Source organism: Nesterenkonia sp. AN1 (genome assembly GCF_000582475.1).
Taxonomy (GTDB): domain Bacteria; phylum Actinomycetota; class Actinomycetes; order Actinomycetales; family Micrococcaceae; genus Nesterenkonia; species Nesterenkonia aurantiaca.
Genome location: NZ_JEMO01000023.1, coordinates 119,416 through 144,475 on the forward strand (window position 1 = coordinate 119,416; position 25,060 = coordinate 144,475).

Annotated in this window: 20 protein-coding genes and 1 tRNA gene; 7 read left to right on the forward strand and 14 right to left on the reverse strand. The window is 69.2% G+C overall.

Annotated elements, in window-relative coordinates:
• Positions 1 to 12: 12 nt before the first annotated feature.
• On the forward strand, positions 13 to 654 hold the full coding sequence (locus BG28_RS12265) for a TetR/AcrR family transcriptional regulator (RefSeq protein ID WP_036477281.1): 642 nt from the start codon (positions 13 to 15) through the stop codon (positions 652 to 654).
• 94 nt (positions 655 to 748) lie between these two features.
• On the opposite strand, the gene BG28_RS12270 is transcribed toward BG28_RS12265, so the two are convergent.
• The 3 genes from BG28_RS12270 to BG28_RS12280 form a co-directional block, all read right to left on the reverse strand.
• Entirely contained in the window at positions 749 to 1,729 is a 981-nt protein-coding gene (locus BG28_RS12270) for a ribose-phosphate diphosphokinase (RefSeq protein WP_036477284.1), read from the reverse strand.
• A gap of 53 nt (positions 1,730 to 1,782) precedes the next feature.
• Entirely contained in the window at positions 1,783 to 3,270 is a 1,488-nt protein-coding gene (gene glmU / locus BG28_RS12275) for a bifunctional UDP-N-acetylglucosamine diphosphorylase/glucosamine-1-phosphate N-acetyltransferase GlmU (protein WP_036477287.1), read from the reverse strand.
• A gap of 68 nt (positions 3,271 to 3,338) precedes the next feature.
• A tRNA-Gln gene (locus BG28_RS12280) sits at positions 3,339 to 3,410 on the reverse strand.
• 128 nt (positions 3,411 to 3,538) lie between these two features.
• Between BG28_RS12280 and BG28_RS12285 the strand changes: the two genes are divergently transcribed.
• Positions 3,539 to 5,410, forward strand: a complete 1,872-nt coding sequence (locus BG28_RS12285) for an ABC-F family ATP-binding cassette domain-containing protein (protein ID WP_036477291.1) — start codon at positions 3,539 to 3,541, stop codon at positions 5,408 to 5,410.
• 137 nt (positions 5,411 to 5,547) lie between these two features.
• Here the strand turns inward: BG28_RS12285 and BG28_RS12290 are convergent, their stop codons facing one another.
• The 6 genes from BG28_RS12290 to rsmI form a co-directional block, all read right to left on the reverse strand.
• Complete coding sequence (locus tag BG28_RS12290) at positions 5,548 to 6,534, reverse strand: 4-(cytidine 5'-diphospho)-2-C-methyl-D-erythritol kinase (protein ID WP_036477293.1); 987 nt, start codon at positions 6,532 to 6,534, stop codon at positions 5,548 to 5,550.
• A 9-nt stretch (positions 6,535 to 6,543) separates the two neighbouring features.
• A complete protein-coding gene (gene rsmA, locus BG28_RS12295) occupies positions 6,544 to 7,578 on the reverse strand; it encodes a 16S rRNA (adenine(1518)-N(6)/adenine(1519)-N(6))-dimethyltransferase RsmA (RefSeq protein WP_084479707.1) in 1,035 nt (344 codons plus the stop codon).
• Positions 7,575 to 8,645, reverse strand: a complete 1,071-nt coding sequence (locus BG28_RS12300) for a TatD family hydrolase (protein ID WP_235181100.1) — start codon at positions 8,643 to 8,645, stop codon at positions 7,575 to 7,577. The genes rsmA and BG28_RS12300 overlap by 4 nt, the downstream gene beginning before the upstream one ends.
• 167 nt (positions 8,646 to 8,812) lie before the next feature.
• Complete coding sequence (locus BG28_RS15515) at positions 8,813 to 9,355, reverse strand: endonuclease domain-containing protein (protein WP_152539290.1); 543 nt, start codon at positions 9,353 to 9,355, stop codon at positions 8,813 to 8,815.
• A 594-nt stretch (positions 9,356 to 9,949) separates the two neighbouring features.
• Positions 9,950 to 11,824 (reverse strand): long-chain fatty acid--CoA ligase, encoded by a 1,875-nt coding sequence (locus BG28_RS12310; protein ID WP_051501412.1) that lies wholly within the window; start codon positions 11,822 to 11,824, stop codon positions 9,950 to 9,952.
• A 66-nt stretch (positions 11,825 to 11,890) separates the two neighbouring features.
• Entirely contained in the window at positions 11,891 to 12,814 is a 924-nt protein-coding gene (rsmI, locus tag BG28_RS12315; protein ID WP_084479708.1) for a 16S rRNA (cytidine(1402)-2'-O)-methyltransferase, read from the reverse strand.
• Positions 12,815 to 12,866: 52 nt separating this feature from the next.
• On the opposite strand from rsmI, the gene BG28_RS12320 reads away from it, so the two are divergent.
• From BG28_RS12320 to BG28_RS12335, 4 genes are all read left to right on the forward strand, one after another.
• The gene (locus tag BG28_RS12320; protein ID WP_036477297.1) at positions 12,867 to 14,540 is read left to right on the forward strand and encodes a dolichyl-phosphate-mannose--protein mannosyltransferase; all 1,674 of its coding nucleotides are present in this window, start codon (positions 12,867 to 12,869) and stop codon (positions 14,538 to 14,540) included.
• Positions 14,541 to 14,631: 91 nt separating this feature from the next.
• Positions 14,632 to 15,789 carry a hypothetical protein gene (locus BG28_RS12325; RefSeq protein ID WP_036477299.1) on the forward strand — a complete coding sequence of 386 codons (1,158 nt, stop codon included), beginning with the start codon at positions 14,632 to 14,634 and terminating at the stop codon, positions 15,787 to 15,789.
• Positions 15,790 to 15,794: 5 nt separating this feature from the next.
• Positions 15,795 to 16,499, forward strand: a complete 705-nt coding sequence (locus BG28_RS12330; RefSeq protein WP_036477301.1) for a 5-formyltetrahydrofolate cyclo-ligase — start codon at positions 15,795 to 15,797, stop codon at positions 16,497 to 16,499.
• A gap of 72 nt (positions 16,500 to 16,571) precedes the next feature.
• The gene (locus BG28_RS12335) at positions 16,572 to 16,919 is read left to right on the forward strand and encodes an FmdB family zinc ribbon protein (protein ID WP_036477303.1); all 348 of its coding nucleotides are present in this window, start codon (positions 16,572 to 16,574) and stop codon (positions 16,917 to 16,919) included.
• Here the strand turns inward: BG28_RS12335 and cpaB are convergent.
• From cpaB to BG28_RS12345, 3 genes are all read right to left on the reverse strand, one after another.
• Positions 16,899 to 17,684 (reverse strand): Flp pilus assembly protein CpaB, encoded by a 786-nt coding sequence (gene cpaB, locus BG28_RS15095; protein WP_161634842.1) that lies wholly within the window; start codon positions 17,682 to 17,684, stop codon positions 16,899 to 16,901. The genes BG28_RS12335 and cpaB overlap by 21 nt on opposite strands.
• Positions 17,685 to 18,028: 344 nt before the next feature.
• Positions 18,029 to 18,265 (reverse strand): hypothetical protein, encoded by a 237-nt coding sequence (locus BG28_RS15720; protein ID WP_161634843.1) that lies wholly within the window; start codon positions 18,263 to 18,265, stop codon positions 18,029 to 18,031.
• A gap of 134 nt (positions 18,266 to 18,399) precedes the next feature.
• A complete protein-coding gene (locus BG28_RS12345) occupies positions 18,400 to 22,179 on the reverse strand; it encodes a DUF4011 domain-containing protein (RefSeq protein ID WP_133726039.1) in 3,780 nt (1,259 codons plus the stop codon).
• Position 22,180: 1 nt separating this feature from the next.
• Between BG28_RS12345 and BG28_RS12350 the strand changes: the two genes are divergently transcribed.
• Complete coding sequence (locus tag BG28_RS12350) at positions 22,181 to 22,522, forward strand: hypothetical protein (protein ID WP_036477305.1); 342 nt, start codon at positions 22,181 to 22,183, stop codon at positions 22,520 to 22,522.
• Positions 22,523 to 22,769: 247 nt separating this feature from the next.
• Here the strand turns inward: BG28_RS12350 and BG28_RS12355 are convergent, their stop codons facing one another.
• A complete protein-coding gene (locus tag BG28_RS12355) occupies positions 22,770 to 23,282 on the reverse strand; it encodes a DUF456 domain-containing protein (protein WP_036477307.1) in 513 nt (170 codons plus the stop codon).
• A gap of 12 nt (positions 23,283 to 23,294) precedes the next feature.
• On the reverse strand, positions 23,295 to 24,845 hold the full coding sequence (gene guaA, locus BG28_RS12360) for a glutamine-hydrolyzing GMP synthase (RefSeq protein WP_051501427.1): 1,551 nt from the start codon (positions 24,843 to 24,845) through the stop codon (positions 23,295 to 23,297).
• Positions 24,846 to 25,060: the final 215 nt, after the last annotated feature.

Genomic DNA, 25,060 nt, shown 5'->3' on the forward strand with positions numbered 1-25,060 from the left:
GAGGAGAACACTGTGACGCAGACGCCCGCCCGACAGCGAGACGCCGTGCGCACCCGCGCCGAGGTCCTCGCGGTAGCCACCGAAGCCTTCGCCGATGACGGATATTCCGGGGCTCGCATCGACGAGATCGCCCGCCGCACCCGCACCACCAAGCGGATGATCTACTACTACTTCGGCGGCAAGGAAAAGCTCTACCTCGCCGTGCTGGAGAACGCCTACCGCGGGATCCGGCAGGCCGAGCAGTCCCTGCACGTCGATGAGATGCAGCCGATCGACGCGCTGCGCGAACTCGCGGAGCTGACCTACGAGCATCACCTGCGCAACACCGCCTTCATCCGGCTGGTCTCGATCGAGAACATCCACCGCGGCAAGTACATCCGGAAGCTGGAGTCCCTGGGCGACCTGGGCAAGCCGGCGGTGACCATCCTCGACGGGATCATCGCCGAGGGCAAGAAGCAGGGGGCCTTCCGCGAAGAGGTCAATGCGCTGGACCTGCACCTCTTGATCAGCTCCTACTGCGTGTTCCAGGTCGCGAACCGCTACACCTTCGGGCACCTCTTCGATCCGGACTTCACCACCGAGTCCCGCCAGGAGCACATGCGCCGGTTCATCGGCGACGTCGTCGTCGCCTGGGCCACCCACCCCACGCGTTGAGGGGCGGATTCTGCGAGCATCTGACCCCTCAAGAGGCTTCAGATAGTCGCAGAATCCGCCCCTCAGCGCGGGGTGTGTGGGACTGTGCTGCTGGTTATGCGTGACCGTCGAAGAGGGAGGTCACCGAGCCGTCGGTGAAGACCTCCTTGATCGCCCGGGCCAGGATCGGCGCGATCGAGAGCACGGTGAGGGTCTCGAAGCGCTTCTCCTCGGGGATCGGCAGCGTGTTGGTCACCACGATCTCCCGCGCCCCGCAGTTGGCCAGCCGCTCGGCGGCGGGGTCGGAGAAAACAGCATGGGTCGCGGCGATGATGACGTCCTTGGCCCCGGCGTCCTTGAGCACCTGCACGGCGCCGGAGATGGTGCCGCCGGTGTCGATCATGTCGTCGATGAGCACGCAGGTGCGGCCCTCGACCTGGCCCACGACCTGCTTCGAGACTGCCTTGTTCGGCTGGGTCACGTCGCGGGTCTTGTGCACGAAGGCCAGCGGCGCGCCGCCCAGGCGCTCGGCCCACTGCTCCGCCACGCGCACCCGGCCGGTGTCTGGGGAGACCACGGTGACCTCGTCGTCGGCGACGCGTCCGCGGATGTGATCGGCCAGCAGCGGGACCGCGAAGAGGTGGTCCACCGGGCCGTTGAAGAATCCCTGGATCTGCGCGGTGTGCAGGTCCACGCTCATGATCCGGTCAGCGCCTGCCGCCTTATAGAGGTCCGCGACCAGTCGCGCCGAGATCGGCTCGCGACCGCGGCCCTTCTTGTCCTGACGGGCATAGGGGTAGAACGGGGAGACCACGGTGATCCGCTTGGCCGAGGCGCGCTTCATGGAGTCGACCATGATGAGCTGCTCCATCAGCCAGTTGTTCATCGGCGCCGGGTGGGACTGCAGCAGGAAGATGTCCTTGCCGCGGACCGATTCAGAGGATCGGACGTAGATCTCTCCGTTGGCGAAGTCGTAGGCGCTGATCGGCAGCAGCTCGGTGCCGAGCTCCTTCGCGATCTCTTCGGCCAGCTCCGGGTGTGCGCGCCCCGATGCCAGCACCAGCGTCTTCTCCCCGCTCAGCCTGATTTCATCCATGGGTGTTGTTGCCTCTCGCCGGCGTTGCTGTGGGTGGGTTAAGTAGGTGGTCTTCAGACGGCTTCGGGCCGCGTGGACGCCGGGGCGTCGGCGGCCGTGGCCTGGGCGGCGTCGGCGGCTGCGGATCCTGGCCGTTTGGCCTGGACCCAGCCCTCGGCGTTGCGCTGCGGCGCGATGGAGAGCGCCAGCGCTCCGGCGGGCACATCCTTGCGCACCACGGCGCCTGCCCCGGTGTAGGCGCCGTCGCCCACCGAGACCGGTGCGACGAAGACGGTGTTGGAGCTGGTGCGCACGTGGGAGCCGATCTGCGTGCGGTGCTTGTTCTCGCCGTCGTAGTTCGCGGTGATGTTGCCGCAGCCGATATTGGTGAACTCCCCGATCGTCGCGTCGCCCGCATAGCCCAGATGGCTCAGCTTGCTGCCCCGCCCGATCTCCACATTCTTGGTCTCGTAGAAGGCGCCGATCTTGCCCTCGGTTCCCAGCACTGTGCCCGGACGCAGGTAGGTGAAGGGTCCCACGCTCGCACCGGCGCCGATCTGGGCTCCGGAGCCGTGGACCCGGGTCAGCGTCGCGGCCTCTCCGACGATCACGTCGCGCAGCGTGGTGTCCGGGCCGACAACGGCGTTGCGCCCGATATGCGTGGCGCCGTGGAGCTGGGTGCCAGGAAGGATGGTGGAGTCCTCCTCCAAGGTGACGGTGGCGTCGATCCAGGTGGTGGCCGGATCGATCACGGTGGTGCCGGCACGCATGGCCCGCTCCACGATGCGCTTGTTCATCTCCGCGCCGAGCGCCTGCAGCTGGACCCTGTCGTTGGCCCCCTCGACCTGCCAGCGGTCCTCGGTGATGACGGCAGAGACTCGCCCGCCCTCGGCGCGCGCGATGGAGAGCACATCGGTGAGGTACATCTCACCCTGCGCGTTGTCCGTGGTGACCTGGGCCAGCGCGCGGGTGAGCACGGCGGCGTCGAAGGCGTAGATCCCGGAGTTGATCTCGGTGATGCTGCGCTGCTGCGCGGTGGCGTCCTTATGCTCCACGATCCCAAGCACGTCCTGCGGGTCCTCTGCGCTGCGCAGGATCCGGCCGTAGCCGGCGGCGTCCTCGAGCACCGCGGTGAGCACGGTGACGGCGTTGCCGTCCCGCTCATGGGTGTCCACGAGCTCCGCGAGCATCTGGGTCTGCAGCAGCGGGACATCGCCGTAGGTGACGACGACGGTGCCGGTCTCGGCGGGAGCCCCTGCCGCGGTGAGCGCGTCCAGGGCGCAGGCCACGGCGCGGCCGGTGCCCGGGACCTCGTCCTGATCGGCGATCACGGCGCGGGGCTCGACCGAGACGATGTGGTCCGCGACCTTCTCGCGCTGGTGGCGCACCACGGCGACCAGCTGCTGCGGGTTCAGGCCCTTCGCCGCGCTCAGCGCGTGCCCGATCATCGAGACGCCGCCGATCGGGTGCATGATCTTCGGGGTGCTGGACTTCATCCGGGTCCCGGCTCCGGCCGCGAGCACGATCACTGCGGTGGGCTGGGATGACTGGGTGTTGGTCACGAAGGCTGCTCCTCGACGCGGTATTTGGGACTCCTCAGTGTAGAGAGGTCCGGCGATCTCGACTGCCGTTCCGCCTCTAGGATTCGAACCTAGACTGCACAGCTCCAAAGGCTGGCGTGCTGCCATTACACCAAGGCGGAGTGCGACGGCGGTCTAAGGATGCTCGGCGCTGCGAACACCCTCATCTCCGGCCACGCGCTGGTCCATCTTTGCATGGGCCGCCTCGCGGGATGAAACTGCGACCCCACCGTGGCATTACCCTGGATGGGTGGCACATCTTCTCGGGGCCGAAGCCCTACACCTGGAATTCCCTACCCGCACCGTGTTCAACTCGGTGACGATCGGCATCAACGAAGGCGACCGCGTCGGCGTCGTCGGGCGCAACGGCGACGGCAAGTCCTCGCTGCTGGCCATGCTCACCGGCCGGCTGGAGCCCGACTCGGGGCAGGTTACCCGGCGCAAGGGCGTGCAGTTCGGCGTGCTGGACCAGTCGGATGATCTCCAGGATGAGCACACCGTGGGCTACTCGGTGGTCGGGGACGCCGATGACCACGAGTGGGCCTCCGATGCGAAGATCCGCGACGTGATCGCCGGACTGGTGGCCGACATCCCTTGGGAGTCGAAGATCTCCGAGCTCTCCGGCGGGCAGCGCCGCCGAGTGGCGCTGGCGAAGCTGCTGGTGGGCGAATGGGACATCATCGCCCTGGATGAGCCTACGAACCACCTCGACGTGGAGGGCATCTCCTGGCTGGCGAACCACCTGAACCGACGCTGGCCGCGCAGCTCCGGGGGTCTGCTGGTGGTCACCCACGATCGCTGGTTCCTCGATGAGATCAGCACCACCACCTGGGAGGTCCATGACGGTCTGGTGGAGCCCTTCGACGGCGGCTATGCCGCGTATGTGCTGCAGCGGGTGGAGCGCGACCGGCAGGCGGCCACCGTGGAGGCCAAGCGACAGAACCTGATGAAGAAGGAGCTCGCCTGGCTGCGCCGCGGCGCCCCCGCCCGCAGCACCAAGCCGAAGTTCCGCATCGAGGCGGCCAACGAGCTGATCGCCGATGTCCCGCCCCCGCGCAACCCGATCGAGCTGAAGAAGATGGCCACCGCTCGGCTGGGCAAGGACGTGGTCGATGTCCTCGACGTCTCACTGGCCTTCGGCGATAAGCAGATCCTCAATGAGGTCACCTGGCGGATCGGGCCCGGTGAGCGCACCGGGATCCTCGGTGCCAACGGCGCCGGCAAGTCCACGCTGCTGAACCTGATCGCCGGGAAGCTGGAGCCCGACACGGGTCGGGTCAAGAGCGGCAAGACCGTGCGCCTGGCGACCCTGGATCAGCAGTTCTCCCAGCTGGCTGATATCGAGGGCGACCGGGTCCGCGAGGTGCTGGCGCGGGAGAAGACCCAGGTGGTCATCGACGGCAAGGAGCACACCCCGGCGCAGCTCCTTGAGCGCCTCGGCTTCTCCACCGCCCACCTCTCCGCCCGAGTGGGCGAGCTCTCCGGCGGCCAGCGACGACGCCTGCAGCTGCTGCTGGTGCTCCTCTCCGAGCCCAACGTGATGATCCTCGATGAGCCCACCAACGACCTGGACATCGACATGCTCGCCGCCATGGAGGACCTGTTGGACTCCTGGCCCGGCACCCTGATCGTGGTCTCCCACGACCGGTACCTGCTCGAGCGCGTGACCGATCAGCAGTACGCGATCTTCGACGGACGCATGCGCCACGTGCCCGGCGGCGTGGAGGAATACCTGCGACTCAAGTCTGCCCGGGCCAACGGCGCCTCCGCGGACGCCTCAGGGACTGGCGGCTCCGGGTCCGGCGGCAGCGCCGGCGGCGGGTCGGGCAAGGCGGCGGCCGTGGCACGCCGAGAGGCGATGAAGTCGGCCTCGGCCGCGTCAGCTGGTGGCCCGGCGCTGAGCAGCGCCGAGGAACGCGAGGTGCGCAAGGAGGTCGGCGCGCTCGAGCGCAAGATGCAGAAGCTGATCACCCAGATGGAGAAGAAGCAGCGCCAGATGGCCGATCATGATCCCAGCGACTTCGAGGGCCTGGGCAAGCTCACCGCCGATGTGAGTCGGCTGCAGGGCGAGAACGCGACGCTCGAGGAGCGCTGGCTGGAGCTCTCCGAGAAGGTGGGCTGAGCCGGTCAGGCTGCGGGCCACGCGTGAGCGTGGCCTTCAGGTCACGCCCCTTCTCAGCCTGCTTCCAGGGGGTCCCGGTCTCCTGCGAGGCGCCAAGGATGTTCTCCGGCGGCGCCTCAGCGCAGTTCCCTCCGGCCTCAGATCTCGCGGCCGTTGATCAGCCGGGCGCCAGGGGCCGGCCCGGTGACCGGGATGGCCCACACCTCGGTGCGCTCCTCCAGGCTGGTGCAGAGCTGATGGGCGGACTCCGCGTCCCGGGCGAGGAACACCAGGGTAGGGCCGGAGCCCGAGACCATCCCCTGCAGCGCACCTTCGATCATGCCCATGTCCATCATGTCTTCGAGCGAGGGCAGGCTGGCCACGGCGGGAGCCTGCAGGTCATTGGCCATCAGCGTGGCCACCAGCTCGGCGTCGGCGGTGCACACCGCTCGGACCAGGTCTGGATCCAGAACCGGAGCCTCGGCCTCGACTCCGGCCTCGGCGCGCATCTGATCAAGCTTGGCGTATACGCCGGGCGTGGACAGCCCTGTGTTGGCCGGGACCAGGACCAGGTGAAGCTCTCCGCGGCTGAGCAGCGGCGAGAGCTCGTCGCCCACACCCTGACCCACGGCTGCCCCGCCCAGGATCGCGAACGGCACGTCGGCGCCGAGCTCGGCGCCGAGCTCCGCCAGCTGCTCCTTGGAGAGCCCCGCCTCCCAGAGTGCCGAACAGGCCACCAGGGCGGCGGCGGCATCGGCGGAGCCTCCGCCCATCCCGCCGGCGACCGGGACGTTCTTGGTGATCGTGAGGTCAACCCCGTCGGTGATGCCGAGCCGGTCACGCAGCTTCGAGGCGGCGCGGTGCACCAGGTTGCGCTCATCGAGCGGGATCGCCGCGGCCACCATCTCCTGGGTCTCCGGATCCCGGGTCTGGACCTCGGTGAAGCTAGAACGCTCCGAGAGGCTCACCGTGATCGCGCCGTCCTCACGCCGCGCCGCACTGACCTCCTCATAGAGCGAAACCGCCAGATAGAGCGTGGCGACCTCGTGGTAGCCGTCCTCGCGGAGTGGACCGACCCGGAGGCTCACATTGATCTTGCCCGGAGCTACGGCGGTGACATGTCCGAAGAATTCGCTATCGCGCATGCCTCGACCCTACTTCTCGCCACTGACATGTGGGACCGCGCGGTCCGGACCTGAGCCGGACTCGTCGTCGGCGGTGGGGGCCGACGTCGGGTCCTCGGCGGGGGCATCTCGCAGCGCGGCGGCGATCGCGGTGAAGCCGGTGATATCCAGGGTCTCACCGCGGGCGGAGGGGTCCACCCCGGCGGCGCGCAGCACCGCCTCGGCGCGGGTCGGGGAACCGGCAATGCCGGCCAGGCACGCGCGCAGGGTCTTGCGTCGGGTGGCGAAGGCGGCGTCGATCACGGCGAAGACCTCTTCACGGCTGAGCTCGGCGGAGGCCTCGGCGCGCCGGTCGAAGCGGACCAGGCCGGAGGAGATCCTGGGCTCGGGCCAGAAGACGCGCTTGCCGACCACGCCGGCCTTGCGCATGGTGGTGTCCCAGGCGGCCTTCACACTGGGCACGCCGTAGATCTTGGAGCCGGGCCCGGCGCAGAGCCGGTCCGCGACCTCGTCCTGGACCATGACCAGGCCCTTGCGCAGCGAGGGCAGGATCTGGAGCAGGTGCAGCACCACCGGGACCGCCACGTTGTACGGCAGGTTCGCGACCAGCACCTCCGGGCCCTGCCCGTCGCCGAAGTCCGCGAAGGACTCGGGAGTGAGCTTCAGCGCGTCCTGTTCCATCACACGTAGATTCCCGGCACGCTCGGGGCGGAAGCTCTGCACCGTCTCAGCCAGCTGACCTGCCAGCTTGGGGTCGATCTCCACGGCGCTGACCAGCGTCGATTCATCCAACAAACCCAGGGTGAGCGACCCGAGGCCCGGTCCGACCTCGAGCACATGCTCACTGCCGTCGAGATCGGCGAGGCTCACGATTCGCCGGATCGTGTTGGGGTCGATGACGAAGTTCTGCCCCCACTGTTTGGTGGGGCGCACGCCGAGCTGATCCGCCAGCGCACGGACATGGGCTGCGGAGAGCAGCTGCGGCGGTGACGACTGAGGTGACGCCTGGGGCTGCGGCTGGGGCTCCGGCTGCGGCGAAGCCGGCGGTGTCTGGGAATCACTCATGTCCAGCTCCCATAGGCCTGGGTGGTGTTGAACATGACCTGCTGGCACATCGAGTCCAGTCCGGTGTCGCGCACCTGGGCCATGAGCCGCATGGTCTGAGGGATCAGATACGGCGCGTTGGGCTGACCGCGGTAAGGATGTGGCGTCAGGAAGGGCGTGTCGGTCTCCACCAGGATCAGCTGCGGATCAGCGACCGCGAGCGCCTCGCGCAGAGCACGGGCATTCTTGAACGTGACCGAGCCGGCAAAGGACATGTACCACCCGTTGGCGTTGCAGATTCGAGCCAGGTCCGCGTCGCCGGAGAAGCAGTGGAAGACCACCGAGCTGGGCAGCGTGGGCGCGGCGTTGAGCACCTCCACCACCTCTGCATGGGCCTGGCGGTCATGGATCTGCATGGCGAGTCCCCGTTCGACGGCGAGCGCGATGTGGTCCTCGAAGCTGCGTCGCTGGGCGGCGATGCCCTCCTCGCCGGTGCGGTAGAAGTCCAGCCCGGTCTCACCGATCGCCACCACCTGATCATGGCGGGCCAGCTCGGTGATCTGGGCGAACGCGGTCTCGTAGTCCCCCTGGGCAGCGAGCACCGGCGCGTCATTGGGATGCAGCGCGACAGCGGCCTTCAGCGCAGGGTGCTCGGCGGCGGCGTTCACCGAGAACTCCGAGGACGCCACGTCGTAACCCACGCACAGCGCGCCGACCACGCCGACGGCCCGGGCGGCCTCAAGGGCCTGCTGCACCGAGACCGAGATCTCTCCGTCCCGGAAGTCCAGGTGGGCGTGGTTGTCGATCACCGGCACAGCCAGCGGCTCGGGGGCAGGCGGGTACTGCAGCCGGCGCTTCTTCCCCGACTTCTCCTCCGCCTGATCGCGAGCGGGGCCGGTGGCCGCCCCGGTGGCGGCCTCAGTGGAGAAGGCGTCAGCGGAAGCCTCCGACGCGGGGGATGCTCCGGCCGAGACCGGGCGCGCGCCGTCGTCGTCGGACGGTGCCGGCCGGTAGGCGGGCGGGGTCTCCCCCGCCACCGCGGCGGGGCTCGACTCGGCGTCTGGAAGGATTCGCTGCTGATGACTCACGGTCATCAACTCTATCGCTCACCCCCTGCCTCGCCTTCCACACCCCGGCCTTCGCGCCTGCTCGCGCCCCGTGAGACCTGGTCTCCCCTTGCTGGGGCGAGAACAGGTGCCATATCCCGCGCGAAACCCTCCACAGCACCCGGTATCGCCCCGCGAACCGCAGCGAGTCAGTCCCGGCGGTGCGTGATGGCGCCACGGAACTGACGCGTCGCGGAGACGAAGCCCTCCGCGTGGTCCCTGGCGTTGAAGCGCAGCACGATCCATCCGGCAGCCAGGAACGCGTTGTCCCGCCGCTGATCGGCCATCGCCTGTTCCGGGGTGAAGTGGCTGGCGCCCTCGTACTGGATGGCGATCTTAAGTCCCGGATATCCCAGGTCGGCGCATCGGGACCGCGGATCATCCGCGGACAGCGGCACCTGGAGCCCCGGCTCGGGAAGCCCTGCGCGGACCAGCGCGAGTCGCAGCCGGGTCTCGGGCCCCGAGTCAGCCCCCACCCGGACGTGCGGCAGAGCTGCAAGCGCCCGCGCTCGGCCTGGAACTCTGATCACGCGCGCCAGGGTCGCCCGAAGCTCATCGATCGTCGTGTACGGAGTCCGTCTGCCCTCGAACTTCGGGTACGGGGACCGCACCAGGTGGTCACCGAAGCACACGAGCTCCACCTCCTGGAGCGCGGCGGCAAGGTCCAGCCAGGTGCGCGCCGGGCTCGCCACACGAGCCCCCTCGAGTGTTAACTGATCATCGAGCACAGCGGACTGCCGGTGGCTGATCACCTCGGGGCGTCGTATCCGCCGGTTCGACTCTCGCGGTTGGGTCAGGTGTATCGTCTCGCTCTCCCCCAACCGCCGAGGCGGCTCCCAGCCATAGAGGCGGGCGGCAGTGGCATGGGAGATCCAGCAGTCGGGCAAGGCCCGAGCCAGGGCTAGGGCATCCTGCAGAGAGGTCCGCTGCGTCGCGGCTGAGACGTGGAACCCATGAGCCAGGCAGCGGATATCCCGACGGCGGACCCGATCCTCATGCAGCTCCAGCGATCGCAGATCCGCACGGGTGAAGACGGTGTTCTGGAGGTCTGATGGCAGTTCCCGAGGCTCCCGCATGGGAGACATCCTGGCCCATCCCGAGCGTCACATCCGAGTTCTCCACAGGCCTGAACCTCGAGACACGAACCCCGAGATCGCTGGGGCGCAGACGGGTGGAACAACCTCTGGAAAACGGTTCATTCCGCCTGTTTGCGCCCCGCAGAGGCAGGCAGGCGCAGGCAGGCGCACGCTCGCAGGCGCTAGCAGCCAAACGGCCCGCAGCCCGGCTCAGTTCGCGTAGATCCAATCGATGACGCCCTCGAAGTCGGCGAGCACCCGATGCCGCTGCAGCTTCATCGAGGCGGTCATATGACCGGACTCTTCGGAGAGTTCGACGTCGAGCAGCTCGAACTTCCTGATGGACTCGGCGCGGGAGACCCTGCGGTTCGCAACCTCCACCGAGAGACCGATCTCCTGGCGCAGCCGGGGGTGCTTGGCGGCGTCGATCAGCGAGAGCGAGCGGTAGCCCTGAGCCCGGCACCAGTCGGCCACTGCATCGGCGTCCAGGGTGATCAGCGCGGCGACGAAGGGCCGGTCGTCTCCGACCACGATGACCTGCGCGACCAGCGGATGCGCCCGGATGACCTCTTCCATCGGCATCGGGTAGACGTTCTTGCCGCCGGCGGTCACGATCAGGTCCTTCTTGCGCCCGGTCAGCCGGAGGAAGCCGTCCTCGTCCAGGTCGCCGAGATCCCCGGTGCGGAAGAAGCCCTCCGCGTCGAAGGCCTCGGCCGTGGCCTCAGGCTGCCCGTGGTACCCGTCGAAGATCACCGGGCCCTTGAGCAGCACCTCCCCATCCGGGGCGATCCTCACCGTGTTGCCTGGCACCGGGATGCCCACGGTGCCGATGCGCGTGGCGCCGGGGATGTTCAGCGTGATCGGGGCCGTGGACTCGGTGAGCCCGTAGCCTTCCTGGACCGGCAGTCCCGCGCCGGTGAAGAAGTGGGCGATCTCCGGGTTCAGCGAAGAGGCGCCGGAGATCATGTAGCGCACGCTGCCGCCGAGGCGGGCATGGAGCTTGGCGTAGACCAGCTTGGCGAACATGGCGCGCCGCGCGCGCAGCCGCATCGAGGGGCCGGGGCCCTCTCCCGTGGCCTCGGCCTGCAGCGCCTTCGAATACGCCACGGCGGTCTCCTTGGCGGTCTCGAAGATCTTTCCTCTGCCCTCGGCGCGGGCCTTGGCGGAGGCGCCGTGGTAGACCTTCTCGAAGACTCGCGGCACCGCCAGCAGCCAGGTGGGGCGGAAGCTGGCAAGGTCCTCGAGCAGCTTCTCGGAGCTGGCCGAGTGCGCCACCTGCACGCCGCGCTGCAGACACATCAGCTGCACCGCCCGGGCCAGCACGTGGGCCAGCGGCAGGAAGATCAGCGTGCGGGACTCGTTCTCGCCAAGGATCTGATCCGCGAAGGGCAGCATGTTCGCCGCGCCCTCGGCCAGGTTGCGGTGCGTGATGCGCACTCCCTTGGGCCGACCGGTGGTTCCGGAGGTGTAGACCAGCGTGGCGACGTCGTCCAGGCCGGCCCGTGAGCGGGCGGCTTCAAGCCGCTCATCGGAGATGTGCTCTCCGGAGGCGGTGAGGTCATCGAGCTGGAGCACCTCGCCGATGGGCAGCACCGTGGGGCGCTTCCCATTGAGCTTCGCAGCTGCCGCGCGGAGGTGGTCCTGGAGCTCCACGGTTCCCGCAAGCGCAAGCTTGGCACCGGAGTCCTGGAGCAGGGCACTGATCTGATGCGCGGAGCTGGTCTCATAGATCGGCACGGAGATCGCTCCGGCGAACCAGATCGCCTGGTCCACCACCGCCCAGCTGTAACCGGTGGGCGCCATCACCGCGATCCGGTCCTGGGGTTCGACGCCGAGCGCGATCAGACCCTTGGCGACTCCACGAACCTGGTCGAGGAAGCTGGTGATCGAGACGTCCACCCAGCCGCCGGTCCCGTTGGGCACGGCGTAGACCGGCTGGTTCGGGCGGGCGGCAAAGAGGTCAAGGACCCCGTCAGTAGCGTTGGTGTGCGGATCCAGCCACGCGACCTGCGCGGTGGCAGCTTCGCGGATCTGGTTGCCGCTCGTCTCGGCGGCATGTTCGCTGCCCACGTGCTCCTCGGTCATGACCCCGCCTGCCCATCGATTCCCCTGCGGTGGAGTGCCTCTCCGCTCTGGACGTCATTCTACTGTTCAACTGGACTCTTCGGCGCGTCTCCGGGCAAGTGCCGCATCATAGATCTTGCTGGCGGGGACGGCATGCGCGGCCCCGAGCTCCTTGGCCGCCGTCTTGAGCTTGGCCCCCTCGGCGACCCGGTGAAGCACGACGTCGGCCAGCTCCTGCAGGCTCATCGGTTCACCGCCTGTTCCGGCGGTTGAACCTCCACCCAGGACCAGGACCATCTCGCCGCGCAGGTGGCGCTCGGCCGCCACGCCGGCGAGCTCGCCCAGGCCGCCGCGCAGCACCTCCTCGTAGCGCTTGGTCAGCTCCCGGGCCAGCGCCGCCGGGCGGTCCTCCCCCAGCGCCGCAGCGAACTCACGCAGTGTGGCGGCGATCCGGTGCGGGGACTCGAAGAGCACCGTGGTCCATTCCTCGGCCGCCAGCCGGTCCAGCAGCTTCTTGCGCTCACCTGCCTTGCGCGGGACGAACCCGGCAAAGGTGAACCGGTCGGTGGGCAGACCGGAGAGCGCCAGCGCAGTGGTGACCGCAGAGGCGCCCGGCGCGACGGTGACCCCCACGCCGGCGGGGATGGCGGTCTCCACGAGCCGGAACCCCGGATCAGAGACCGAGGGCATGCCGGCGTCGGAGACCACGAGTATCCGGGTCCCCTGGCGCGCCTGCTCGACGAGCTCCTCGGAGCGCGCCGCCTCGTTGTGCTCGTGCAGGCTCACCACCCGGGCGTGGAACCTGACCTGCAGCGCCCGAGCCAGGTGGCGCGCGGTCCGGGTGTCCTCGGCGGCGATGACCTCCGCGGTGCCCAACAGCCGCTTGAGCCGGTCGGTCGCGTCCCCAAGGTTGCCGATCGGCGTCGCGGCGAGCACGATCGGGGTGTCCCACAGGCCGGAATCATCGGGCTCCTGGGTGTGCTGCGGCTGCTCTGCCTCGCCTGACTCCATGACACGCCCGCTTCTGATCGGTGACCGGCTTGCGCCAAGTAGCATACCCATAGTGAACCCCGCCGAGCCTGTCCGCAGCACTCCGGCCCCCGCCGGGGTGACCGGACGCCTCACCGAGCCGGAGTCCGGCAGCCTCTCCCGGATGCAGCGCCGGCTCGAGGCCGAGGCCTACCGGCCGGGGCTCTGGGGCTGGATCCTGCCCGGGATGATCACGCTCTTCGCCGGAATCCTGCGGATCAGAGATCTCGCCACCCCGCACCTGCTGATGTTCGACGAGACCTATTACGCCAAGGATGCGTACGCGCTGATGCTCGCCGGCTACGAGCTGGTCTGGCCGGAGGACGCCGACGATTCCTGGCTGGCCGGTGAGCCGCAGCCCACCGGTGAGGGCGGTTACGTGGTGCACCCGCCGCTGGGCAAATGGCTGATCGCGCTGGGGCTGCGGGTCTTCGGGACCGAGAGCGCGTTCGGCTGGCGGATCTCGGGGGCGCTGGCGGGCACCCTGGCGGTGCTGCTGATCGCGCTCATCGCGCAGAGGATGTTCCGCTCGGTCTTCCTTGGCGCGTTCGCCGGGATCCTCACCGCGATCGAGGGCCACCACCTGGTGATGAGCCGAGTGGGCCTGCTGGACATCTTCATGATGCTCTTCTGCCTCGCGGCCTTCGGCGCGCTGCTGCTGGATCGATACAGCGGACGACGGCGGCTGGCCGCCTGGGCGGTCGACCCGGGCGCCGAGGGGCACAGGGCCGGCGGGCCGTGGTTGGGAGTTCGGCCCTTTCGGCTTCTGGCGGCCGTGCTGCTGGGCGCGGCGGTGGCGGTCAAGCTCTCAGCGCTGGCGTTCCTCGCGGTGTTCGGCATCATGGTGATCCTCTGGGACCTGCAGGCCAGACGCCTTGCCGGGATCGAACGCTGGGCCCGATCCGGGATGCTCAAGGACGCCCTCCCGGCGGTGGTCACGGTGCTGCCCCTCGCGGCGAGCACCTACCTGGCCAGCTGGAGCGGCTGGCTGGCCACGCAGGGAGGCTGGGGCCGGCAATGGCACCTCTCCCACCCGGCTGAGGGGCTGGCCCGGCTGGTGCCGGATCCGCTGCGATCACTCTGGAACTACCATGTCTCCGCCACGGACTTCCATCAGGGACTCAGCAGCGGACATGACTACGCCTCCACCCCCTGGACCTGGCCGTTCATGGGCCGACCGGTCTCGATGCACTACGACTCGGTCTCCGCCGGAGAGACCTACGCACAGACCGGGGAGACCTGCGCCGCGGAGACCTGTTCCTCAGCGGTCCTGGACCTGGCGAATCCACTGATCTGGTGGAGCGGGTTGATCGCGCTGATCCTGGTGACGCTGCTCTGGGCCGGGCGCCGAGATTGGCGCTACGGCGCGATCCTCTCCGGCTTCGTGGCAGGACACCTGGTCTGGCTGCTCTTCCCGGACCGGACCACGTTCTTCTTCTACGCGATCAGCTATCACCCGTTCCTGATCCTGGCGCTCACCGCGATCGCCGCCCTGGTGCTGCGCGTCGGCACTGCGGCTCAGCGTCCTGGCGGGACCCAGCGCCCCGCGGCCACGATCGTGGCCGCACGTCAGCGCAACACCGTGATCCTGCTCTGCTTCGTGATGCTGTGTGTGGCCGTGTCGGTGTTCTTCCTCCCGCTGTGGACCGCAGAGCTGATTCCCTACGAGCAATGGCGCATGCGGATCTGGATCGATTCCTGGCTCTGAAATCGCGGGGCACCCGGCCTGCCTCGATCCCCTCCGGCTCCTCGGGCCTAAGCTGGTGGGAGCCGAACCGGTCGAAAGGAACGCCCCGAGCATGCTTGACCCCGCCGCATCGCTGCCCTCGCGCCCCCTGTGGGCCGAGGATGCACGCTGGTCTGTCGAGCGAGCCTGGCCGGTCCCAGGACGGCCGCAGGTGTTGACGGTGGAGGTCACCGCCCTAGAGGATCCCGAGCCCGCCGGATCCTCAGCCGCAGAAGCATCAGGCCCGGCAGCCTCGAGCCCCGGCGGGTCACGGCGCGCCCGACGAGCCGGGTATTTCCGGGTCGAGCACCACGGGGGTGCCGCCAGGCACAGGGAACACCTGGAACTGTTTCCGCCGAACACGGATCCCGCCCTGCCCGCCCTGCAGCAGGCCGCCCGGGGCGGTCTCGTGATCGCCCACGAACCCGGCCTGCGTGCAGTGGTGCGGCATCGCGACGAGGCGAATGAGACCTACACCGTCGTCCTGCCCGCTGGTGGGGCGAGCGATCTGCTCGCGGGCATGCGGCGGGCGCAGGCGTTCTCCGGTCCGTTCAGGCTTCCCCGATTGATCAGTCATGGTGACTCCACCGCCACGTTCCAGGCGCTGACCGGCGTTTCGCTGCACCGACCTCACCGGATCGGCGCGCAGGCATGGGAGACCGCCTGGGAGCAGTCCCTGGACGCGTGGTCCACCGCGATCCAGCACCCGGGCGAGCTGCCCGCGAGCACCCCGGTGCACGGGGCCGCCACGGAGATCCGCCGCCTGCAGCGCTGGGAGGCCCTGGTCAGGCCCTATATCGTCGGTTCGGAGCTGTTCCAGCGCAACGTGAGGACTGCCTGTGAAGCGCTGGCCTCGATCCCCGAGCGTCGGATGGTGCCTGCCCACCGGCAGCTGCGCGATGAAGATCTGCTCTACTCCCCGGAGGTGGGACCGGCACTGGTGAAGGTCTCCAGCGCCGGTTGGGCCCACCCCGCACTGGACTTGGGCGGGCTGCGTGCCTGCGCGAAGTGGAACGAGCTGCGCGGGCTGTGGGACGCTCCCCGTCGCGCGGTGGTCTTCCGACTGATCAACGACGCCGCCTACCGGAACGGTGTCGCCGCAGATGCGTTGGAGGCCTATGAGCGGCCTGCCCTGCTGCGCCTGAGCGCCCAGTTCACCTTCTCCCCCAATCTGGCCGACGCCGCAGAGTCTCTGCGAGCCAGCCTCCTGCAGCCGGAACTGCGGGGCTGAGGTCCATGCACACAGCCGACCTTGGCTCCGAATCCGGGGACCCCAGAGCCGAATCCGCGGCCGCAACCAAAGCCGCCGTGCGGTCCCGGCTCCGGGCGGCCCGCCGAGAACTCACCGCGGAACAGATCTCGATCCGCGGCAGGGCACTGGCCCAGGTCCTCCAGACGGTGGTGCCGGCTGGCTCCGCGGTGGCGGGGTATCTCCCGATGCCCGGCGAGCCGGACGTGCGACCGTTCCTCATCGACCATGCCGAGGTCGGCGGTCTGGTCTATGTCCCGGTGATCGCCAGCTCAACAGATCGACTCCTGACGTGGGCGCCGTGGTCGCCTGCGGCGCAGCTGCGACGCAGCGCCTTCGCGGCGGTCGAGGAGCCCCTGGGTGACGGGCTCGACACCGTCACGCTGCGCGAACATCACCCGGAGGGGCTCACGGTTCTGGTACCCGGCCTGGCAGTGGACCATCAGGGGGCACGCATGGGCCAGGGCGGCGGCTTCTACGACACCGCCTTCGGAGCCGGCAGCGATCAGCGGGTCTCCACGTCCGGCGGGTCCGCCGTGGGGCACCCGTCCGACCTCGGCCCGCTGCGCTTCATCGCCGTGGTGCACGCCGAGGAGGTCCTCCGCCCGGGAGCATTCCCGGTGGAACCCCATGACCTGCGCGTGCACACCATCGTGACCGAACGCGAAGCCACCACGCCGCGGCCCTTATAATTGATTGGCAGTATTGCCACAGTCTGGCCGGTGCACCCGACCGTCCAGCACCCTTCACCTCTGAGGAACTCGATGCCCACTTACGCCTATGCCTGCAAGGACTGCAGCCATGCCTTCGACATCGCCCAGAAGTTCAGCGAAGACTCGCTGACCGTCTGCCCCGAATGCCAGGGCACCTTGCGCAAGAAGTTCGGCTCCGTGGGAGTCTCGTTCAAGGGCTCCGGCTTCTACCGGACAGATTCCCGCGCCGCAGCCAGCTCCGGCGGCGAGACCTCGAAGAGCTCAGGCTCCGAGGGGTCAGCGGCCCGTCCCAGCGGCGGCTCCTCCGATTCCTCCTCCAGCTCGACCAAAGCGGCCTCCGGTGCAGGCTCCTCGGGTTCAGGGTCCGCAGGCTCGGGCTCATCGGGCACTTCCAGCTGACTCTTCGGGAGGGCTCACCCCCTCCCGAGCCGTTGCGGGCGGTCCGCCTCCGCGAAGACTCAGGTGCAGGCTTCCCTCCTGAGTGGCCTGAGCGATGGACTCCGCCGCAGCAGGATCCACGGCCAGAATGACGACCCCGCCGGCCTCGGCCCCGCTGGGCAGCCAGTTCTCCGAATCATCCTGCGGGGTCCACAGCACCGGCACGGCGGTCGCCACCAGCTGTGAGGCCGAACCGCGTTCCGGGGTGTCGCTCGAGGCCAGGACATCCACCCGCTGACCCGGTCTGACCAGCGCAACCATCGCCGGATCTGCCGGACGCACCGGCACTGCCACAGTGCCGCGCTGCTGTCCCGCGAGCAGGCCAGGACCCACGAGCTGATCCGGGTGGATCAGCGCACCTGCCGGCATCGGCACGGCGGCCTGGCGTCCCACCACCTGTTCGGCCCGCACGGAGTAGTCGTGCGGAACCGCCGCCACATCGACCTGGACCTCTTCCACCACGGCGGCACTCAGCCGCTCCCCTGCCCCGATATCGGCGCTGACCCGAAGCGCCGCGGTGGTCTCCACCTGCCCCTCGGCACCGGTGAGCACCGCAGCCCCTGCGACCCCCAGACCCAGGATCAGAGCGAGCGGTATCCGGAACCGTTGGATCAGCCGGGGCAGCCCGGAGCCGCGCAGACGGCGGTTGATCCTCGGGGACCTGCGCCTCTGATCCCGGACCGCGGGGGTCCGGTGGGCAGGAATCTGTGTCGTGGGAGACCGCACAGCTGGTGCCGGACCGACGCTGCGCTTCGAGGCTGGACTCTGCGGCGCTCGCCCCCTGCTCGGCGAAGCCGGCTGGGTCCGGACCCGTCGGGGACGCTGCGGAAGGAACGGACCAGCAGGCTCCTGGTGAGGGCCAGCGTCGCGGGAATCGCTGCGGAGACCGCTCCGGGGATCACCGCGAGGCCGGGTACGTCGAACGGGGCTGAGGCTGGACATGTCCACCAGCGTCGCCCACGGGGGCGCCGCAGCTGCCGCGACTCATCGCTCTGTGGAGCCGGGGCGCGGTCTGCGCCCGCACGGTGGGCTGGGGAAAAGTGCACCGGCTGCACCCGGCAGGTCCAGGATCAACCCCAGTGTGGGGGCCGCTGACTCAGGATCCATTGCTCATGGTCCGTCAAGGGCGCCTCGGGGCTTCGGCGCTGCGAGGGGCGCGGCTCGCCAGGGGCCCGCTCCCCCGCAGGATCCGGAGCCTGTTCCGAGGACCCGGCGCCGTGCCCCAGGGGCACCTCGTCTTGGCTGAAGGGGTCGGTGAAGTCAGACTCCACGGCATGGGACTGTCCCGAGGTCGGCGGCGCGACCACGCGCCGTCGTGGCCTCCGCCCGGCCCCGCCAGAACCGGCCCGTCCGGCGCCACCAGAACCGGCCCGTCCGGCCCCGCCAGGACCGGCGCTCCCCGAGGCAGCGTGATCCGAACCGGCCTCATCAGGCCCGTTGCCTACGGCTTCCATGCCCCGCGCTCCCGCGGCGGCAGCCACTTCTTGGACTTGCGGTGGGAATCCTCGTCCTCGAGGTCCGCCGCGCCTCCGAAGCGGATGCCTTCGCCGCGGGCATCCTGCTCGCGGGCTCGGCGGCCGCGCGGGGTCTCACCTGCGGTCTGCACGGTGATCCGGCCCGCTTCGGCGAACTCCGGCCCTGAGGCCAGGCCGACCTGTTCGGCCACGACCTCCGTGCAGCGCACCGGGTTGGAGAAGACCTCGATGGTCCACAGCGCCATATAGCTCCAGCCCAGCGCCTCGAAGGCGGCGGGACGCTGACGGGAGCGCTCGCGCACCGACATGGCGCCGTAGCTCTTGGTCCCGTCGGAGACCATCGCCACCGGCACCATGGGTTGATCCGAGGTGAACCTGCGGGAGCAGGCCGCGAGATCGAGGGTCCCGCGGAACCCGTCCTCGACCCGCCCGCCGCGCGCCCGGATCCGGTCCACCAGATCCAGCACCAGCGGATCGGTCAGCTGCGCCGAGGCAGTGGGGTTGTCCGAGCCTTCGAGGCCGAGCCTGATCAGGTCATAGATCTCACGGGCGCCATAGGTCAGCGAGTCGCGGTACATATCCGCGTTCGAGAGCGAGGTGACCACGCGCAGATGCTCCCGAGCCCGGGTCAGCGCGATCGCGAAGTGCTCACGGCCGCGCACCTCGGAGAGCTCCCCGAAGCGGGTCGCCGCCTCGCCCTTCACCGAGCGGCCGAAACCGAGGCTGAAGATCACGTCGTCGCGGACCAGGCCGGAGGCGCGCTCCACCGGAGTCACCACGAACCTCTCGCCGTGGGCGCCTTCGGTGAAGAACGGCTTCGCCCACGCATGATTGGCCAGGTTCAACCGGATCGCGTCGGCGACCCGGCGGGCGTGCCAGGCGGAGCCGGTGATCACGGCCAGCGAGTGCCCGCGTCGGGAGCGCACATGCTCGAAGACCATGTCCACCACCCGGTTGACCTCACCGGTCGGGGATTCCACGGCGTCGCGGTACCCGGCCTGGATGCCTGCGACCAGCTCCACGGTGAAGCGGCGATCCTGACCGGTCAGCTGCGCGGCGTCGGGAAGTCGCGTGAGCTCGCCGTCGTAGAGCGCGGAGGAGAGCAGACCGGTGAGCTCCTGGTCGACTCCGCGATGGACCTGACGCAGCGCATGGTGCGGCAGCACGGCGGCCAGCTCGTCGTAGATCGAGGCGGGGCGTGGCTGTTCGGTCTCGCGCGCCACCGGGTCGGCGGAGACGTGGAAGGGGGTGGGCGAACCGGCCACCGGGTCACCGAAGGCCACCACCTGTTCGGCCCGGGTCACCGCGTTCAGCGCCGTGGGCACGGCGAGCGACTCGGCGTCGAGCAGGATCACGACATCGGCGCGGTACTCGGGCGGGAACTGCTCCCCGAGCCCCAGCGGCGAGGTGGTCCAGATCGGGACCAGCGGCTGGGTCACCTTGGAATTGATCGTCTCCAGGGCCTCGATGGTGGGCGTGGCGTCGCGCAGCAGGGCGCGCAGATCCGCGGCGGCCTGGGGATGGGCCTCCACGGCGGACTTCCAGCGCACCGCCAGGGCATGGCCGAGGCGCTGCGCGCTGGACTCGATGTGGCCGGCGTCGGAGCTGCGGAAGGTCTCCTCGACGCTGCGCAGGTTCTCACCGGTGGTCATCGCCAGGTAGTCGTCCCCGGAGATCATCGCCTCCAGCGCGGACTGCCACCAGGCGAGCTCCAGCTCCTCGGCGACCACGCTCGCGCTGATCTCGCGCTCGGAGAAGTCCTCGATCAGGTCCCGGAAGCCCTGCTCGCGCAGCTGCTCCCCGAGCAGCGTGCGTTCGGGCAGGGTCTCCAGCGGCTTCTCATCGGCAGCCAGGGTCTCCACGGTGTCCAGCAGCACCTCAATGGGCATCTCGGTCAGCGACCCGGTCTCGAGCACCTCATCAAGACGCTGCAGCCGGGCCTGGACCTTCCCGAAGGCGTCACAGAGCGCGTCCAACCGGTGCGGCACCTTGGGCGCGGAGCCGGAGAGGGACCACTGGTTCCATTCCTCCCGCTCGGACTGCACATCGATCAGCGAGGAGTGCAGATCACCGATGGCGACGCCGGGGCGCACGTACTCCTTGGCGAGCCGACGCAGCCGGGAGCGGGTCACCGAGGTCATCTCGACGTTGTTCTGCCGACGCCACCACCCCGGGGCGGTGGCAGCGATCAGATCGTCCACCGCGCGGGCGTAGACGTCGTGGCTGAACCTGCCCAGGGATTCCTGCACCCGCTGGAAGAGCAGCACCTGGCTGTTCCACTCGCTGAAACTGGCACCCGGGGTGATCCCGGCGGCCTCGCAGGCGGAGACCATCATCTGTCTCAGCTCCGGGAGCTGCTCGCGCAGCTCGATGACCAGGGCCATCGCGTCCCGGGTCTCCTGTCGGTTGGAGAGCCGGGCGTTGAACCAGGGACTGTCGCGGGTCTCGGCGGAGAAGGCACCCAGCTCGGCGGCGCGCTTGAGCTTCACGGTGATCTGGCTGCGGTCCACGGTGTTGTCGAGCACCGAGCGCTTCAGCCGGACCGAGGTCGACGGCGCCGGGCTCAGGCTGGTCAGCGCGGCCAGGGCCTGCATGGCCTGGTAGGGCGAGCAGTCCCAGCGGCGGCGCACATTGTGCAGCGACTTCACGTGTTCCACCAGCTGGTGGCGGGACTTCTTCAGCTTCGTCTGCAGGGTTCCCAGCCGAGGCGGCTCGGCCCGCTCATTGCGGCGGATGGCGCGGATCAGCTGATCCCGGATCTCCTCGGAGGTCCCGGCGGCAGAGATGTTGCCGGCCAGCGTGCCCAGATGGACCTCGGAGAGCCGGTTCTTGAACTGCTCCAGGGTGGCGGTGCGCTCGGCGAGGACCAGCACCCGTCTGCCCTGCCAGGCCAGACCGGCCGCGGCGTTGATCGCGGTCTGGGTCTGACCGGTGCCGGCGGGGGCGGAGACCACCACGGACTGCCCGGCGAGCACCGCGTCCAGCGCTGCCTGCTGGTGCGGATCGGCGTCCGCGACCAGGCGCTCGTCGCGGGGCTCCCGCTCATCCACCGGGGGCAGGTCTTTGCGGGCGAGCTCGGCACGAGCCTGGCCCAGCGGCTTACCGGTGGCCATGGCCCGGATGACGGGGTGATCCAGATCCAGCCCGGTGGGGTCTCCCAGGAAGGTCAGGTCCGCGAAGGTCGAGACGTAGAGCTGTCGCCACACCTGCACCGAGTGCATGGTGTCCACGCCTCCGGCGATCCGGGCGAGCGCATCTGCGGGACGGCTGGGATCGAAGCGGGCGGTCACATAGCCGGAGCTGTGGAACTCCACCGGGTCCAGCCGGGTGCCATGTCGGGTGGCGAGGTGACGGATCAGGGCAGGGTTAAGCCGGGCGGCCGCGCTGAACTGGATCTCGAAGTCGCCACTGCCGTCCTCCCGCGGACGCAGGGTGATCGGCACCAGCATGACCGGAGCCGTGAAGTCCTCGGTGAACTGCTCCCCCGAGGAGGATTGACCGGCATCCTCGGTCCAGCTGACCACGCCGGCGGCGAGGAAGCCGACGTCGATTCCGCGCTCCTCGGACATCTCGCGGGTCTTGGCCCGGATGCCCTGGGCGGCCTGCTTGCCGATGGTGAAGGCGTGCTGATCGTTGAGCAGCGTGGAGAGCCGGGTCTTGCGCCCCGCCATCAGCTGCATCATCCCCGAAGAGTTTGCGTCGGTGAGGTCGATGGCATTGTGCTGGCTCGGTGAGAACCGCAGCATCGTGTCGTTCTCGGTCCCCGAGCCCACGGATTCCAGCCAGGCCGCGACCGGGTCGCGGCCGTTCTTGGCCAAGGGTGCCGAGGGCGTCGAATCTGGGGACGCCGCAGAGCCCGCGGACGCGGGTGAGGACGGGGACGCCGGTGAGTCTGCTGAGTCCGGTGAGCCGGGCGACCCGGCCGAGTCTGCGGAATCGGCCGATCCGGGCGACTCTGGGGTCGACGCCGATGCAGCCGAGCTCGCGGAGTCTACGGATCCAGGAGACTGCGCGGATCTCGGGGACTGCGCGGAACCGGGCGAGTCCGAGGCCGCAGGGGCGGCGTCGTCCTCGTTGTCACGGTGCTGATGCTCCAGCGCAGTTGCTGCGGGCCCATTCTCGGACGGCAGGTCCCACTCCTCAGCGGCTGGTTCTTTGCTCACAGACGACCTTCCACAATCCCCACCGGAATGGGCTCACGCCCATTCCGGCACCCTCGTCTCCCTCAGGGACGACGAGGATCGCCGATAATTACATGCAGTGAAGTCTAATGATCCCGGCGGCACAACCCGCAATCGGTCTCAGCCTGACCTTGAAGCCGCCGGTCGGCCGCGGGTCAGGGCCAGAAGTGGATCAGCGAGCCGATCAGGAACGAGGAGATCGCGAGCCCGGCGAGCAGAAATTCGAGCACGATCCCGAGCCCGACGGCGCGCAGCGCATGCAGGCTCGCGGTCCCAGCGGCACGCCAGTCGCGCTCCCGGCGCACGAATTCGGCGCCGAAGAGCCCTGCGGCGAAACCGATGAACAGCCCCAGCGGCGGGAACACGATCAGCCCGATCAGTGCCGTGAGGATCGCGATCATGATCGGCCCGCGCGGAATCTGCTGCCGGTGCAGCGATCGACCGGTGAGCACCGTGGAGCTGCCCCAGCCGATCACGGCCAGGACCACGCCCAAGATCGCCGCGGGCCAGGCCACCGGGCCACCCAGCAGCACCGCCCAGACGATCAGGGTGATGACGATCAGCAGCGAACCCGGCAGGATCGGGAGCACCACGCCGAGCGCGCCGAGCACCAGCAGGAGTCCGGCGACGACGGTGGTGATCGCCTCGGCGGAGGGAGCATCAAGCATGAGTCGTCTGACTCACTCCCATTCGATGGTGCCTGGCGGCTTGGAGGTGACATCCAGGGTGACCCGGTTGACCTCTTCGACCTCGTTGGTGATCCGGTTGGAGATCTTGGCGAGCAGCTCATAGGGCAGCCGTGACCAGTCTGCGGTCATCGCGTCCTCGGAGGAGACCGGGCGCAGCACGATCGGGTGGCCGTAGGTCCTGCCGTCGCCCTGGACTCCCACGGAGCGGACGTCGGCGAGCAGCACCACCGGCATCTGCCAGACCTCCTGGTCCAGCCCGGAGGCGGTGAGCTCCTCACGGGCGATGGCATCGGCCTTGCGCAGGATCCGCAGCCTGTCCTCGGAGACCGCACCGATGATCCGGATGCCCAGCCCGGGCCCCGGGAACGGCTGACGCTGGACGATCTCGGCAGGCAGTCCCAGCTCGGCACCGACGGCCCGGACCTCGTCCTTGAACAGCGCGCGCAGCGGCTCGACCAGCTTGAAGACCATGTCCTCGGGCAGCCCGCCGACGTTGTGGTGGGACTTGATGTTCGCCGCACCCTCGCCGCCGCCGGATTCCACGACGTCGGGGTAGAGGGTGCCCTGGACCAGGAACTCGACCGTGGCGCCGTCGGCGGCCGCCTCGGCGAGCACCGCCTTCTCGGCGCCTTCGAAGGCCCGGATGAACTCCCGGCCGATGATCTTGCGCTTGGTCTCGGGATCGGTGACGCCCTCAAGTGCGGCGAGGAAGCGTTCCCGCTCATCGGCCACATAGAGCTTCGCGCCGGTGGCGGCGACGAAATCGCGTTCGACCTGTTCGGCCTCACCTTCGCGCAGCAATCCGTGATCGACGAACACGCAGGTCAGCTGGTCTCCGATGGCCTTCTGCACGAGGGCGGCGGCCACGGCGGAGTCCACGCCGCCGGAGAGTCCGCAGATCACGCGGGCGTCCCCGACCTGGGCGCGGATCGCGGCGACCTGTTCTTCGACGATGTTGCCGGTGGTCCACTCGGGGGTCAGGCCGGCACCGTTATAGAGGAAGTTCTCGATGACCATCTGGCCCTGGGGCGAGTGGCGCACCTCCGGATGCCACTGCACGCCGTAGAGCCTGCGCGCCTCGTCGGCGAAGGCTGCGACGGGAGCGCCTTCCGAGGAGGCCAGGACCTCGAAGCCCTCCGGTGCCTGCTGCACGGAGTCGCTGTGCGACATCCAGGTGGACTGGACCGTATCGGTGCCGGTGAGCAGCGAATGCGGGGCGTTGACGCTGCGCACCTCGGTCTTGCCGTATTCGCGATCGCCGGTGCGGGCCACCTCGCCGCCGAGGCTGTGAGCCATGGCCTGGAAGCCGTAGCAGATGCCCATCACCGGGATGCCTGCCTCGAAGAGCTCGGTCTCCACCTCGGGGGCACCCTCGGCGTAGACCGAAGAGGGCCCGCCGGAGAGGATCACTGCGGAGGGATTGCGCGAGATGATCTCTTTCGCGGCGAGGGTGTGCGGGACGACCTCGGAGTAGACCCGGGCCTCGCGGACGCGGCGGGCGATGAGCTGGGCATACTGCGCGCCATAGTCCACCACCAGCACGGTCTGGGCCTCGGAGTTCGAGCGCTCCACGGCGGGAACGGCAGAGTCTGCGGAATCAGGCTGAGAAGTCACCGTCCCATCCTAAGCGACAGCACCCGCGGCGCACCGCCCTGCCCCGGAGGTCCTGCTCACAGGTCGCCTGCTTGAAAACCCGTCGAGGGCCCGCCGTAGGATGATCGGGACCAGATGCACACCTGTGAACAGGAGAGACTCAT